The sequence below is a fragment of the Nitrobacter winogradskyi Nb-255 genome (assembly GCF_000012725.1).
Lineage (GTDB): Bacteria > Pseudomonadota > Alphaproteobacteria > Rhizobiales > Xanthobacteraceae > Nitrobacter > Nitrobacter winogradskyi.
In genome coordinates, this window is sequence record NC_007406.1 from 1,158,731 (window position 1) to 1,172,939 (window position 14,209).

Genomic DNA, 14,209 nt, shown 5'->3' on the forward strand with positions numbered 1-14,209 from the left:
CAACGGAGTTGGGTCAGGCTCCAGTCTTTGCGCTACGCTTTTCCACATTTCTCAACGGCCTTTGGCAGGAACCGGCCTCCCATGCTTGCGCGCCTTTCGATCCGCGACATCGTCCTGATCGAGCGGCTCGATATCGAGTTCGCCTCCGGTCTTGCGGTGTTGACCGGCGAGACCGGCGCGGGAAAATCCATTCTGCTTGATGCCTTTGCGCTCGCGCTCGGCGGCCGCGGCGACGCCGGGCTGGTTCGCCACGGCGCGGAGCAGGGGCAGGTCACGGCCACCTTCGATGTTCCGAAGAACCATCCGGCCTGCGCCATGCTTGCCGCCAATGACATCGAGAACTCTATTTCTGAAGAATCGGGCGAGATGATCCTGCGGCGCGTCCAGCTTGCCGACGGCCGCACCCGGGCTTTCATCAATGATCAGGCGATCAGCGTGCAGACCTTGAAAGCGGTCGGCGCGACGCTGGTGGAGATTCACGGCCAGCACGACGAGCGGGCGCTGGTCGATGCATCGACCCACCGCCGGCTGCTCGATGCCTTTGCCGGACTGGATACCGAGGTCTCCGCGCTGGAAGTGCTGTGGGAAGCGCGTCGCCGCGCCCGCGTGGCGCTTGAAGATCATCGCGCCGGCGTGGAGCGCGCCGCGCAGGAGGCCGAGTATTTGCGTCACGCCTCCGAGGAGTTGACACAGCTCGCGCCGCAGGAGGGCGAGGAAACCGCGCTTGCCGAACGCCGCGCCGCGATGATGGCGGGCGAGAAGATCGCGGCCGACCTGCGCGAGGCGCGAGACGTCGTCAGCGGTCATGGTTCGCCGGCGAGCGTCTTGTCGGCGGCGGTGCGGCGGCTCGAACGGCGCGCCGCGAGTTCGCGGCAACTGGTCGAGCCCGCGGTCAGGTCGATCGACGCCGCCATCAACGCGCTGGAGGAGGCCGACCAGCATCTCGCGGCAGCGCTCGCCGCTTCGGATTTCGATCCGGCTGAACTGGAGCGCATCGAGGAGCGGCTGTTCGCGCTGCGCGCGGCCTCGCGAAAATATGCGACGCCGGTCGAGGGACTTGCCGCGCTTGCCGCGAAGTATGCAGCGCAGGTTGCGTTGATTGACGCCGGCGCGGATCGACTGACTGTTCTGGAGAAAGAGGCGGCCGACGCCGACAAACGTTATGCGGCGGCGGCTGCGAAACTCTCGGTGGCGCGCAAGAAGGCTGCCGACAAGCTCGACAAGACGGTCAATGTGGAGCTTGCGCCGTTGAAGCTTGAGCGCGCCAGATTTTCGACGCACATCGATTCCGATCCGTCCACGCCGGGGCCGCAAGGCTTCGACCGCGTCGAGTTCTGGGTGCAGACCAATCCCGGCACGCGTCCCGGGCCGCTGATGAAGGTCGCATCGGGAGGCGAACTGTCACGCTTCCTGCTGGCGCTGAAGGTGGTGCTCTCCGACAAGGGCTCGGCGCCGACGCTGGTGTTCGACGAGATCGACACCGGGGTCGGCGGTGCGGTGGCCGACGCCATCGGCGCGCGGCTGTCGCGCTTGGCCTGCAAGGTGCAGGTGATGGCGGTGACGCACGCGCCCCAGGTTGCGGTGCGCGCTGATCAACATCTGCTCATCTCAAAAGATGCGCTGGACCGTGGCAAGCGTGTCGCCACGCGGGTTGCGACGCTGGCGGAGGATCACCGCCGCGAGGAGATCGCGCGGATGCTTGCCGGAGCCGAGATCACCGCGGAGGCCCGCGCCGCCGCGGACCGGCTGTTGAAAGCGGCGGGGTGAGTAGCTGTGGCGGCCAAGTCAAAAACGCCTCCGCCCGTCGATTCCCTCACCAGGTCGCAGGCCAGGGTCGAGCACAAGAGGCTGGCGCTTGAGATCGAGACGCATAACGAGCGCTACTACCAGCAGGACGCGCCAACGGTCTCCGACGCTACCTACGACGCGTTGCAGCGGCGGCTCGAAGCGATCGAGGCCCGCTTTCCGGACCTCGTCACCGCAAGTTCGCCCACGCAGACGGTCGGCGCCGCGCCCGCGCGCGGCTTCGCGAAAGTGCAGCATGCGGTGCCGATGCTGTCGCTCGGCAACGCCTTCAGCGACGCTGAGGTTGCCGAGTTCGTCGAGCGCATCCGGCGTTTTCTGAAACTTGGTGCGGATGACATGCCCGCCATCGTTGCCGAGCCGAAGATCGATGGATTGTCGCTGTCGTTGCGTTACGAGAACGGCGACCTGGTGCGCGCGGCGACGCGCGGCGACGGCTTCACCGGCGAGGACGTGACCGCGAATGTCCGCACCATCGCGGACGTGCCGCACAAACTGAACGGCCACAACATCCCCACCGCCTGCGAGCTGCGCGGCGAGGTCTATATGCTGAAAGAGGACTTCCTTGCTCTGAATAAAAAGCAGCAAGAGGCTGGCGATACCGTGTTCGCCAATCCGCGCAATTCGGCGGCCGGTTCTTTGCGCCAGAAGGATGTATCGATCACCGCCTCGCGTCCGTTGAAGTTCTTCGCCTATGCCTGGGGCGAGATGACTGATCGGCCCGCCGAAACCCAGAACGACATGCTGGAGTGGCTCAGGGACGTTGGCTTTATCGTCAATCCGCTGATCCAGCTATGTCACAGCGTCGATGAGGTGCTGGCGTTTTATCGCCGCATCGGTGAGCAACGCGCCACGCTCGGCTACGACATCGACGGCGTGGTCTACAAGGTGGACCGGCTCGACTGGCAGGAACGCCTCGGCTTCGTGTCGCGAAGCCCGCGCTGGGCGATCGCACACAAGTTCGCCGCCGAACAGGCGATGACGATCCTCAGGGGCATCGACATCCAGGTCGGCCGGACCGGCGCGATGACGCCGGTGGCGCGGCTCGAACCCGTCACCGTCGGTGGCGTGGTGGTGCAGAATGCCACGCTGCACAATGAGGATTACATCAGGGGCCTCGGCAACGATGGTCAGCCGATCCGCGACGGTATTGACCTTCGCATCGGCGATACCGTGGTGGTGCAGCGCGCCGGCGATGTGATTCCGCAAGTGGTCAGCGTGATCATCGAAAAACGCCCGGCGAACGCTAAGCGATATGAGTTTCCCGACAGGTGTCCGATCTGCGGCAGCCACGCCGTGCGCGAGGAGGGCGAGGCGGTGCGCCGTTGCACCGGCGCGCTGATCTGCCCGGCGCAGGCGGTGGAGCGGCTCAAGCATTTCGTCTCGCGCCTTGCTTTCGACATCGACGGCCTCGGCGAAAAGCAGATACAGGAATTCTATGACGACGGCCTTGTCATGCACCCGGTCGATATCTTCACGTTGCAGGAGCGCGACGCGCGTGCGGAGAACAAGCTGCGCGATCGCGACGGCTATGGCGATGTGTCGGTGCGCAACCTGTTCGCCGCGATCGACGCTCGCCGCAGGATCGAACTCAACCGGCTGATCTTCGCGCTCGGCATCCGCCACGTCGGCGAGGGCAATGCCAAGCTGCTGGCGCGACACTATGGCAGTATCGAAAGTTTCCGCAGCGCCATGACGGAGGCCGCGGCGGCGCAGACGGAAGCAGGCAATGATTCCGAGGCCTATGCCGATCTTACCAACATCGGAGGCATCGGCGATATCGTTGCCGACGCGGTGGTCGAGTTCTTTGCCGAGCCGCGCAACGTCAAGGCGCTGAACGATCTGCTTGAAGAAATCGAAGTGCTGCCGGTCGCGCAGGCCCGCAGCGACTCGGCCGTGGCGGGCAAGACCGTGGTGTTCACAGGCTCGCTGGAAAAATTCACGCGCGATGAAGCAAAAGCATCGGCCGAGCGCGTGGGCGCGAAAACGTCCAGCTCGGTGTCGAAGAAGACCGATCTGGTCGTCGCAGGTCCCGGAGCCGGATCGAAGCTCAAGGATGCCGAGAAGTTCGGCGTGAAAGTAATCTCCGAGGACGAGTGGCTGAAGCTGATCGAAGGATAGCCGATCTTCCGGAGTGCCGTGTCAAGGACGTTCAGGCCGCCGGCTGGCCGATCGTTATCGTCAGTTTGCCGACGCCGTCGCAGCCGCATTCGACATGGTCGCCCGGATGCAGGGCGGAGACCCCGGCCGGCGTACCGGTCATGATGATGTCGCCTGCGTCAAGCGAGACCTGTTTCGAAAGTTGCGCGATGATCTCCGGAACGTTCCAGATCATCTGCGCGAGATCGCCGGACTGGGTTTCCTTGCCGTTGACCGCGAGCCAGATACGGCCCTTCGATGGATGGCCGATCTTCGCTGTTGGTTGCAGCGCGCCGCAGGGCGCCGTGTGATCGAATGACTTCGCGATCTCCCACGGCTGTTCCTTCTTGCGCGCGGCGTTTTGCAGGTCGCGCCGGGTGAGATCGATGCCGACCGCGTAGCCATAGACGTGATCGAGCGCGGTGTCGGCCGGGATGCGCAAGCTCCCGCTCTTCATCGCGACGATCAGCTCGACTTCGTGATGCAGATCATGGGTGAGAGGCGGATAGGGAATGGTCGCGCCGTCGGCCTCGATCATGTCGGCATGCTTCGCGAAGAAAAAAGGCGTCGCGCGCTCGTCGTTGCGTAGTTCGCGGATGTGATCGAGATAGTTGCGGCCGACGCACCAGATGCGGCGGACCGGAAAGAAGCCGTTGCCGCCCGCGACCGCGATGACAGGTCGGGGCGGCTCTGGAATCACAAACGGCGATGCGCTCATGCGGTGCTCTCCGCTCTGCCTGCGCTTGCGCGATGAGATCGTCACCGCGGACAGGTGCGATGACATCATAGCGTTTTCGAGCGAAGCGGATACGCATTCGCGTGAAGAAAACGCGTCAGATCAAAATCGTGGAGCCCGCCTCTGATTCCATCAGAAGCGGTAAGGCTCTACGCCGACGCGCTCAAGGGAGCCAGCGTCAGCGGCGCTGTCTCCCGGTGTTGCAGGCGAAAGAACGAAGCATAGCGCCCGCCGCTTCGCAGAAGATCGTCGTGGCGTCCGCGCTCGACGATCTCGCCGTTCTCGACCACGAGAATGGCGTCGGCGTGCATGATGGTGTGCAGGCGGTGAGCGATCACGATCGTGGTGCGATTTCGGCACAGATGCTCGATCGCCTCCTGCACCTGCTTTTCGGATTCCGAATCGAGCGCGGCCGTGGCCTCGTCGAGCAGGATGATCGGCGCGTCCTTGATCAGCGCGCGGGCGACGGCGATGCGCTGGCGCTGCCCGCCGGAGAGCTGGGTGCCGTGCTCGCCCACGGGAGTGTCGTAGCCGAGCGGAAAGCCCGTGATGAAGTCGTGGGCGCAGGCGGCTTTCGCCGCCGCGACGATCTCGTCCTCGGTAGCGCCAGGGCGGCCGAACGCGATATTCTCGCGGATCGTGGCGCGGAACAGGTAGACGTCCTGGCCGACATAGGACATCTGCCGGCGCAGCGATGTCCGCGACACGCCGGAGATGGACTGCCCGTCGATCAGGATGTCGCCGTCGGTGACTTCATACAGGCGCAGCAGCAGCGCCAGCACGGTTGATTTTCCGCCGCCCGAGGGGCCGACCAGCGCCGTCATCCTGCCCGGCTCCGCGATGAAGCTCATGCGCTTGAGCACGGGCTCGTCCGGGCGATAGGCGAATGTGACATCCCGCAACTCGACGCGGGCGTCGGTCAGTTGCAGCGCCGGCTTGTCGCTGTCGTCGGGTTCGCTGGCGGGGCTGTCCACGATCTCAAGCAGCTTGCGCGCGCCGATCAGGCTGCTGTTGAGTTCGATGTTGAGACGGGCCAGCCGCTTGGCGGGCTCATAGGCCAGCAGGAAGGCGGTGAGGAAGGAAAAGAACTGGCCCGGCGTCGCGCCCATGGCGACGACGCGATAGCCGCCATACATCAGTCCGCCGGCGATGGCGAAACCGCCGAGCGTTTCCATCAGCGGGCTGGCGCGGTTCGAAACCCGCGCCATCTTGTTGTTGGTCTGCTCGACGGCGGTGATGCTGGCGTCGATCCGCTCGCGCATGGTCTGTTCGAGCGTGAACGCCTTGACGGTCCGAATGCCTTGCAGCGACTCCTGCATCGTCTCCATGATATCGGCGGTGCCATGGAACTGGCTGTGCGCCAGTCCCTTGATGCGCTTCACCAGCTTGCGCAGTACGATCATCGCGGGCGGCGCCACCAGCGCGCCAAACAGCGACATATAGGGATCCTGCATCACCATCACGGTGACGAGTGCGATCAGCGACAGCAGATCGCGCCCCACCGCGTTGATCAGCAGGCTGAGCACCTGCGTCACCGAGGTCGCGCCGGCCGTGAGCCGCGCGAGAAATTCCGATGAATGCCGTTGCGAGAAATAGCCGATGCTCTCGCTCATCAGCTTGGCGAACAAGCGGCGCTGATTATTGGCGAGGATCGCGTTGCTGATCTGGGACAGGATCACGGAATGACCGTAGGTCGCCGCGCCCTTGGCCACGAAGATGGCGAGCACCACGGTGGACAGCATGAAAATGCCGCGCACGTTGCGGTCCACGTAAGCCTGATTGATGACCTCACCGAGCAGGTAGGCCGACGTCGCCGTCGCCGCCGCGGAGACGGCCATCAGCGCGAATGCGGCGAGGTAGCGCCGCCAATAGGCCATGCCCTGTTCCGTGACCAGGCGGCGGATAAGGATGGCCGCGCCATAGGGGTCATCGGTGATTTTCTTCGGAGGCTCGGTCATCGCGTTCCATTGACGCCGTGAATCGGTTGTCGCCCGCGCGTCAGGGGTGTTGCGAAAGCTCAGATTCCATGCCCGCAATAACGGTCTTTTTCAAGCCAAAACCGGTTCCGTCCGGCTTGTCAGGCCGATACCGCGAGCGCATCGGTGGCGTGCCGCTGCGCCAGCTTCTCTTCCCAGGCGAGCGCATGCGCGGCGATGGTGGCGAGATCGTCGTATTGCGGCGTCCAGTCGAGCGCGGCGCGAATCCGGCTCGTGTCGGCGATCATGGTCATGATGTCGCCGGGGCGTCGATCGGAATAGTGAACCGCGAAGTTGCGGCCACAGACCCGACGCACCGCCTCGATCGTTTCCAGAACCGAGTAGCCGCGTCCGTATCCGCAGTTCAGCGTGGTCGAGCCTCCGCCGTTTCGCAGGTACGTCAGCGCGGCGCGATGGGCCTGCGCCAGATCGCTGACGTGGATGAAGTCGCGAATGCAGCTTCCATCCGGCGTCGGATAGTCGGTGCCGAACACGTCGATCTTGGCGCGCTGACCGGTCGCGACTTCGACCGCGATCTTCAGAAGATGCGTGGCGCCGGCGGTCTGAAGCCCGATCCGCGCCTGCGGATCGGCGCCCGCGACGTTGAAGTAGCGCAGCACGACGTAATTCAGGTCGTGAGCGGAGCCGACATCGTGCAGCATGATTTCCGTCATCAGCTTCGACGACCCGTAAGGAGAGAGCGGCCGGGTCGGCGCCTCTTCCGCGACCGGCATCTGGTCGGGATTGCCGTAGACGGCGGCGGTCGATGAGAAGATGAAGCGGTTGACGCCGCATTTGACGGCGGCGTTCAGCAGGTTGCGGGTCGTCATCGTGTTGTTGCGATAGTAGGCGAGCGGATCGCGCATCGAATCGGGCACCACCACGGAACCCGCGAAGTGAATGATGCTTTCGATGCCGTGCTGGGCGATGACGTTCTCGACAAGATTTTCGTCCCCGGCGTCGCCGATGAACAGCGGCACGCCCTCGGGCAGCGCCGAGGAGAAGCCGGTGGACAGGTTGTCGATCACGACGACATTCTCGCCGGCCTCGGCCAGCGCGAGCACCATATGACTGCCGATGTAGCCGGCGCCGCCCGTAACAAGCACGGTCATATCTGCTCCTTTCGCCTCAGCTGTGCGGCAGGTACCGCGTTCGCCGAAGTTTCCCACAAAAGGATGGAATTGCCGTATAGCATGACCGTGATCGGCCGGATTTCGTCTGTCTGACCTCGGGATTCGACATTATGGTTGCCAAACTGTAACGGGAACCGGTTCTCCCCTGGCCCTGCGGCAGCCGATGACCGACGTCCTCATCATCAAGACATCCTCGCTCGGCGACGTCGTGCATCAGATGCCGGCGATCGTCGATGCGGCGCGCGCATGTCCGCGGTTGCGGCTGACGTGGCTGGTCGAAGAGGCGTTCGCGCCGCTGGTGCGGCTGCATCCGTCGGTCGCTGATGTCATTCCTGTCGCGACGCGGCGCTGGCGTTCGCAACTCGGAGCCATCGCCACGTGGCGCGAGATCGGCGCGTTCCGGGCGCGGCTGCGCCGGCAGGCGTTCGAAAAGGTGATCGATACCCAAGGTCTTATCCGCTCCGCGATCATGGCCCGCGTCTCACGCGGCGCGCGCCACGGCTACGATGCGCGCAGCATTCGCGAACCGTTGGCCGCGCGTTTCTACGATGTCCGGCACACGGTTGGTCGCGACCTTCACGCCGTGACGCGCAACCGGCTGCTGACAGGTCTCTCGCTCGGGTACGATCCAACCGGGGATGTCGATTATGGTCTCCGTTCTCCGGCGCGAACGGAGGGTCAGCGCTATGCCGTATTGCTTCACGGCACCTCCCGGCTCTCGAAAACGTGGCGCGCGGAGGATTGGATCGAAACCGGCCGCTGGCTACAGGCGAACGGATTGCAGACCGTGCTGCCCTGGGGCACCGAGGCCGAGCGCCTGTTATCCGAGCGGCTGTCAGGAGAAATCGCGGGCAGTCGCGTCCAGCCGCGCCAGAGCCTTGATCTGACCGCGCGCATGATCGGCAATGCGGCGTTGGTGATCGGCGTCGACACCGGGTTGATGCATCTCGCCGCGGCCTATCGGGTGCCGCTCATCGGCATCTATGTCAGTACCGATCCCGGCCTGACGGGGCCGATGGGCGCCGGACGCATGGCGGTTCTTGGCGGCAAGAGCGGTCCGCCTCCCGCGGGGCAGGTGATCGATGCCGCGGAGCGATTGCTTGCTTAGATACGTGGTGTGATCACATCGGATATCTCCGCAAGCACCCGCGCGACGAATGCGTCGAGGTCGCCGCCGGGAAACAGGAATCCCGGAATTCCCGCGCCGGCCGCGGCCCTAATGTCGCTGTCGCGGTCGCCGATCGCGAAACTGCCCTGACACCGCACCGGCCAGTGCCGCATCAGGTCGAGGATCATGCCGGGCTTCGGTTTGCGCCACGGATGATCTTCCAGATATCCGGCGACGCTGCCGTCGGGATGATGCGGGCAATACCTGAAGTCGTCGATCCGCGCGTCCTGTGACGCCAGATGGGACTGCATCCACCGGTGCAGATCGCGAACGTCGTCTTCACTGAAGAAACCGCGCGCGACTCCGGATTGATTGGTGAAGATGAAAACGAAATAGCCGGCCTCGTTCAGCCGCCTGATCGCCGGGACGACGCCGGGCATCCAGCGGATGCGGTCTCGGGTACCCATATAGCAGTCGTCATGATTGATGACGCCGTCGCGATCCAGGAACGCCGCCGGCCCGGAAGCCGGAACGATGTCGCCGCGGCTCACCTGTCGCTGTCTCCGTCCGCCAGCGCGTGCTCGACGGTATCGCAGATCGCATGAGCCGCGGTCATGTGGATCTGCTGGATCACCGGGGTGTCGTCACTCGGCGCGACGAGGAGATGATCGCAGACCTCCCGCAGGCTTTGCCCCTTGAGGCCGGTGAAGCCCGCGGTGACAAGTCCAAGCCGTCGCGCGGCGTCAAGCGCCGTGAGAATGTTCGGCGACCGTCCCGAGGTGGACAGCGCCAGCAGGATGTCGCCAGGCCGGCCCAGACTTTCGATCTGCCGGCAGAAAATCCGCTCGAAGCCGTAATCGTTGGAGATGGCGGTGAGGGCGGACGTATCGGTTGTCAGGGCGATGGCGGCGTAACCCGGACGTTCCTTCCTGTAGCGCCCGACGATTTCCGAGGCGATGTGTTGGGCGTCGGCGGCGCTTCCGCCGTTGCCGATCAGAAGCACCTTGTTTCCGGAACGCAGCGCGTCGATGATCGTGACGGCAATCTCGCTTGCGGCGGCGAGCAACGTCGTGTCGTTGGCTGCGCGCTGAAGGGCCGCAAGCGATTGCTGAAAATGGACCGCGATCGGATTCTGGCTCAAGACGCACCTTTGTCACCGTGACGGATATCAGTGGTAATGAGTGCGTCATGTCCACGCAAGCATGCCCGCGTCAACGAGCGTCGCGCATCCCGGCTTCCGCAAGCACCCGTTCCGCGATGGCCATCACCTCAGCCGCCGGGATATCCTTCATGCAGCGATGGTCGTTCCGGGTGCAGACCGGACGATGGCACGGCTGGCACGGGAGGGGCGTTTTCGCCTGGATCGTCGCGGCGAGGCCGTTCAGGGGTCCCCAGTGATAGGGACTGGTCGGCCCGAAGATTCCCATCGTCGGCGTTCCGAGCGCAGCCGCAACGTGCATCAAACCGGAGTCGTTCGATATGGCGATGGTGGCCCCCGCCATCGCCAGAATGCCGTTTCGCAGGTCGTGACCCGTCAGATCCCGAACCCGAGGCCCCCCGGTTGCAACGATGTCGGTCGCCAGCGCCTTTTCCTTGGGGCCGCCGACGACCCAGATATCGATTCCGCGCTCAGCCAGTCCGCGGGCGGCTTCGGCAAAGTAGCTCCAGCGCTTGCTCGGGCCGACCGCCCCCGGCGCCAGCGCCACTGCCGGTCCCGTGCCAAGTCCCTGCGCCTGCCGCCAGCGGGCGACGTCTTCGCCGGATACCCGAAGCTGCGGCGCGGGCCATTCAGGCGGCCGCGCCGCTCCGGCGGGAAGCGCCAGGGAAGCCTTGCGGTCAATCATGCGCGGCAGCGCCCTTTCGCCCCAGCGCCAGCGGTTGATCAGGCCGAAACGTGCCTCGCCGACAAAACCGACCCGTTCCGGGATGCCGGCCAGCGTGGGTGCGATCGCCGATTTCCAGGTGCGCGGCAGGACGAGGGCTGTTCCATACCCCCGTGCGCGCAACCGCCGGGCGAGACCCCACTGTTGGGCGAGCGCCAGCCGGCTTCGGGGCAGGTCCCAGACCACGCCGGCGCGTACGCCCGGCATGTAATCCACCAGCGGCGCGCAGAGCGTTGTCACCAGCAGGTCCACCGGTCGATTCGGCCAGCGCTGCTTGAGGACCCGCACCACCGTATGGCCGCGCACGAAATCGCCGATCCACATATAGGGAATGATCAGAATGGGCCGGGTATCGTCCGGGTCGACCATTTCCGGCTCATATGATGAATCTGTGTTCATATCTTGATCGACGTGCGATGGGATCACGATCCGGGGTCGAAGACCGGTCTTCGGTATCCGCTCCGACCGGTGAGGTAAAGTTATCTCGCTCGCTGTTTTTCACGATCCGATCGTCTCCCTTAAGGCTCACCAAAGTTGCCTCGCAGGCTGGAGTGGGGCAAACCGGGATGCGAATGTTGGAATCGGACCACTAGCGTACTCCGCAAAAGTGGATACCGGTCTTGTGATCGGAGCACGCGCAAGTTCTTGATTAAGAGCGTTTTCTTTACGCGAACCGGATTCCACTTAGCTGGAAAAGGCTCTAGAGTCTGATCCAACTACAAAGCAGGCGCATATTCGGGACGGGGACATCATGCTGCTTGTAACCGGAGGCGCCGGTTTTATCGGATCGAATCTCGTGGCCGCGTTGAATGACGCCGGGCGAGGCGATGTGGTTGTGTGCGATGCGCTGGGGCATGACGGCAAGTGGCGCAACCTCGCCAAACGGCAGCTTGCGGATGTCGTTCCGCCCGCGGAACTGACGTGTTGGCTCGATGGCCGCCGCCTCGACGCCGTCTTTCATCTCGGCGCGATCTCCGAGACGACCGCGACCGATGGCGATCTCGTCATCGAGACCAATTTCCGGCTGTCGCTGCGATTGCTCGACTGGTGCGCCGGGACCGCGACGCCTTTCATCTATGCCTCGTCGGCATCGACTTACGGCGACGGCGCGCAGGGCTTTCGCGACGATCAATCGTTGGCCGCGTTGCGCGCGCTACGGCCGATGAATCTCTACGGCTGGAGCAAGCACCTGTTCGACATGGCCGTCGTGGGCCGCGCCGCCCAAGGCGGTGCTTTGCCGCCGCAATGGGCCGGCCTGAAGTTCTTCAACGTGTTCGGACCGAATGAGTATCACAAAGGCTCCATGATGAGCGTGCTGACGCGTCGTTTCGACGACGTCAAGGCGGGTCGTCCTGTGCAGTTGTTCAAGTCGCATCGGGGGGGCATCGCCGACGGCGATCAGCGCCGGGACTTCATCTACGTCGACGACGTCGTCCGCGTGATGATGTGGCTGCTGGCCACGCCTTCCGTGAGCGGCCTTTTCAATGTAGGAACCGGCAAGGCCCGTAGTTTTCGCGACCTGATGACGGCGGCCTATGCTTCGCTCGGCGCAAGGCCGAACATCGAATATATCGATATGCCCGAACAGATTCGCGGCGCTTACCAGTACTTTACGCAGGCCGATGTCGCCCGCTTGCAAGGCGCGGGCTATAACGGCGGCTTCACGCCTCTGGAAGAAGCCGTGGATGCCTATGTCAAAGGCTATCTCGATCGCGACGATCGCTTTCGCTGATGCGCTGGAGCATGATCCCGGAAAGTCGAACCGGTTGTCGGATAAGATCGTGCTCGACCGAAGGACAGGGCCTGGGACGGGTTCAACGCGATTGGACCAGACTGCCAGAGCCTTTCCGCTTCTGTTTGAATCAGAAGCGGGGTTCTATGATATTGTTTTGACGCGTTTTCTTCACGCGAACAGGTCATCCACTTCGCTCGAAAACGCTCTAGCAACGAGTGAAGGGTTTGATGATCGATTTTGACGGCTTGTCTAATGCGTTTTCCGGCCAGACGGTGCTCTGTGTCGGCGACCTGATGCTCGACGAGTTCGTGTACGGCGAAATTTCGCGGATTTCGCCGGAGGCTCCGGCCCCGGTCATCGCGGTTCAGCGAAGCGAAACCAACGTCGGCGGGGCCGGCAATGTGGCGCGCAACATCGCCGCGCTCGGCGCGCGCTGCATCTTCGTCGGATTGGCCGGAGAGGATGACGCGGGCGCGAGGCTGCGGGACACGCTTTCGCGGGAACGCCTGATCGAGCCGTTGTTGATTTCAGATCCGGCGCGCTCGACGACGCGCAAGGTGCGTTTCGTTTCGGAGCATTTTTCGACCCACATGCTGCGCGCGGATTGGGAAACGCTTGCTCCGGCGTCGGGGGAGGTGGAGCAGGCCCTGATCGATGCGATTCTGCCGCAACTGCCATGCGCCGACATCGTATTGTTGTCCGACTATGCCAAGGGAGTGCTGACCACGCGGGTGATCCGCAGCGTCATCGACGGCGCGCGCCGGTTGGGCAAGCGCGTGATCGTCGATCCGAAGAGCGCCGATTTCGGCATCTATCGCGGCGCGACGCTCCTCACGCCAAACAGCAAGGAATTCACGGACGCAACCGGTCGCCGCGCGGATGATCAGGCAAGCCTTGCGAAGGCTGCGCGAGACCTGATGCGGATCGCGGAATGCGAAGCCTTGCTGGTGACGCAAAGCGAGCGCGGCATGACGCTCGTGCCGGGCGAGGGCGAGGTCATTCATGTTCCCGCTCACACCGTCAAGGTCCGCGATGTGACGGGCGCCGGCGACACCGTCGTCGCCACGCTCGCGGTTTCGCTCGCGGCGGGCGCGGACTGGGAAGCCGCGTTGCGGACGGCGAGCGCGGCGGCCGCCGTCGCTGTCGCCAAGAGTGGCACCGCGATCGTCACGCTCGCGGAACTGCGCCGCAATATCCTGCCGCCGGCCTCCCTGGCCGCCGAGGAGAAGATCGCGCGATCGGCAGGCGACCTTGATCAACACCTGACGGCATGGCGTGAACAGGGTCTGCGGATCGGCTTCACCAATGGCTGCTTCGATATCCTGCATCCCGGCCACGTCAAGGTGCTGACCGGCGCGCGGGCTGCGTGCGATCGGCTGATTGTCGGATTGAACAGCGATGCGTCCGTGAAGCGGCTGAAGGGCGAGGGCCGTCCGATCCAGAACGAGCGCGCGCGCGCGGAAGTGCTTGCCGCGCTCGAAGCCGTCGATCTCGTCGCGATCTTCGAGGAAGACACGCCGCTGAACCTGATCGGGCGAATCCAGCCGAACGTGCTCGTCAAGGGCGGGGATTATTCTCTTGAGCAAGTCGTCGGTCAGGAGCTAGTGACTGCACGAGGCGGCGAGGTTATTCTGATCGACATCCTGCAAGGATTCAGCACGACATCGCTGGTGAAGCGCGCCGGAGGGGCATGATC

General features: G+C 64.2%; 11 protein-coding genes. 5 read left to right on the forward strand and 6 right to left on the reverse strand.

The features are described 5' to 3' along the window. Positions 1-81 precede the first annotated feature (81 nt). Complete coding sequence (gene recN / locus NWI_RS05470) at positions 82-1,767, forward strand: DNA repair protein RecN (protein WP_011314357.1); 1,686 nt, start codon at positions 82-84, stop codon at positions 1,765-1,767. A 6-nt stretch (positions 1,768-1,773) separates the two neighbouring features. Then, on the forward strand, positions 1,774-3,924 hold the full coding sequence (gene ligA / locus NWI_RS05475; RefSeq protein WP_011314358.1) for an NAD-dependent DNA ligase LigA: 2,151 nt from the start codon (positions 1,774-1,776) through the stop codon (positions 3,922-3,924). Between the two features lie 31 nt (positions 3,925-3,955). Here the strand turns inward: ligA and NWI_RS05480 are convergent, their stop codons facing one another. The 3 genes from NWI_RS05480 to galE form a co-directional block, all read right to left on the reverse strand. Beyond that, positions 3,956-4,660, reverse strand: coding sequence for a fumarylacetoacetate hydrolase family protein (locus NWI_RS05480; RefSeq protein WP_011314359.1), 705 nt, complete (start codon positions 4,658-4,660; stop codon positions 3,956-3,958). 167 nt (positions 4,661-4,827) lie between these two features. Then, positions 4,828-6,636 (reverse strand): ABC transporter ATP-binding protein, encoded by a 1,809-nt coding sequence (locus tag NWI_RS05485; RefSeq protein WP_011314360.1) that lies wholly within the window; start codon positions 6,634-6,636, stop codon positions 4,828-4,830. Between the two features lie 119 nt (positions 6,637-6,755). Further along, positions 6,756-7,766, reverse strand: a complete 1,011-nt coding sequence (galE, locus tag NWI_RS05490; protein WP_011314361.1) for a UDP-glucose 4-epimerase GalE — start codon at positions 7,764-7,766, stop codon at positions 6,756-6,758. 184 nt (positions 7,767-7,950) lie between these two features. On the opposite strand from galE, the gene waaC reads away from it, so the two are divergent. After that, positions 7,951-8,895, forward strand: a complete 945-nt coding sequence (gene waaC, locus NWI_RS05495; RefSeq protein WP_011314362.1) for a lipopolysaccharide heptosyltransferase I — start codon at positions 7,951-7,953, stop codon at positions 8,893-8,895. On the opposite strand, the gene NWI_RS05500 is transcribed toward waaC, so the two are convergent. The 3 genes from NWI_RS05500 to waaF form a co-directional block, all read right to left on the reverse strand. Next, on the reverse strand, positions 8,892-9,446 hold the full coding sequence (locus NWI_RS05500) for an HAD family hydrolase (RefSeq protein WP_011314363.1): 555 nt from the start codon (positions 9,444-9,446) through the stop codon (positions 8,892-8,894). The genes waaC and NWI_RS05500 overlap by 4 nt on opposite strands. After that, positions 9,443-10,036 carry a D-sedoheptulose 7-phosphate isomerase gene (locus NWI_RS05505; RefSeq protein WP_011314364.1) on the reverse strand — a complete coding sequence of 198 codons (594 nt, stop codon included), beginning with the start codon at positions 10,034-10,036 and terminating at the stop codon, positions 9,443-9,445. The genes NWI_RS05500 and NWI_RS05505 overlap by 4 nt, the downstream gene beginning before the upstream one ends. A 70-nt stretch (positions 10,037-10,106) precedes the next feature. Further along, positions 10,107-11,177: a lipopolysaccharide heptosyltransferase II gene (waaF, locus tag NWI_RS05510; protein ID WP_011314365.1), complete on the reverse strand. Its 1,071-nt coding sequence runs from the start codon at positions 11,175-11,177 to the stop codon at positions 10,107-10,109. A gap of 352 nt (positions 11,178-11,529) precedes the next feature. Between waaF and rfaD the strand changes: the two genes are divergently transcribed. Together rfaD and rfaE1 are read left to right on the forward strand one after the other, a co-directional pair. Further along, on the forward strand, positions 11,530-12,510 hold the full coding sequence (rfaD, locus tag NWI_RS05515) for an ADP-glyceromanno-heptose 6-epimerase (RefSeq protein WP_011314366.1): 981 nt from the start codon (positions 11,530-11,532) through the stop codon (positions 12,508-12,510). A gap of 230 nt (positions 12,511-12,740) precedes the next feature. Then, positions 12,741-14,207 carry a D-glycero-beta-D-manno-heptose-7-phosphate kinase gene (rfaE1, locus tag NWI_RS05520; protein ID WP_011314367.1) on the forward strand — a complete coding sequence of 489 codons (1,467 nt, stop codon included), beginning with the start codon at positions 12,741-12,743 and terminating at the stop codon, positions 14,205-14,207. The last annotated feature ends 2 nt before the right edge of the window (positions 14,208-14,209 follow it).

What these genes read in the sequence shown, in the direction of transcription:
- recN (WP_011314357.1), top strand. Translation starts at nt 82, where the DNA reads ATGCTTGCGCGCCTTTCGATCCGCGACATCGTCCTGATCGAGCGGCTC.
- NWI_RS05480 (WP_011314359.1), bottom strand. Translation starts at nt 4,660, where the DNA reads ATGAGCGCATCGCCGTTTGTGATTCCAGAGCCGCCCCGACCTGTCATC.
- NWI_RS05485 (WP_011314360.1), bottom strand. Translation starts at nt 6,636, where the DNA reads ATGACCGAGCCTCCGAAGAAAATCACCGATGACCCCTATGGCGCGGCC.
- galE (WP_011314361.1), bottom strand. Translation starts at nt 7,766, where the DNA reads ATGACCGTGCTTGTTACGGGCGGCGCCGGCTACATCGGCAGTCATATG.
- waaC (WP_011314362.1), top strand. Translation starts at nt 7,951, where the DNA reads ATGACCGACGTCCTCATCATCAAGACATCCTCGCTCGGCGACGTCGTG.
- waaF (WP_011314365.1), bottom strand. Translation starts at nt 11,177, where the DNA reads ATGAACACAGATTCATCATATGAGCCGGAAATGGTCGACCCGGACGAT.
- rfaD (WP_011314366.1), top strand. Translation starts at nt 11,530, where the DNA reads ATGCTGCTTGTAACCGGAGGCGCCGGTTTTATCGGATCGAATCTCGTG.
- rfaE1 (WP_011314367.1), top strand. Translation starts at nt 12,741, where the DNA reads ATGATCGATTTTGACGGCTTGTCTAATGCGTTTTCCGGCCAGACGGTG.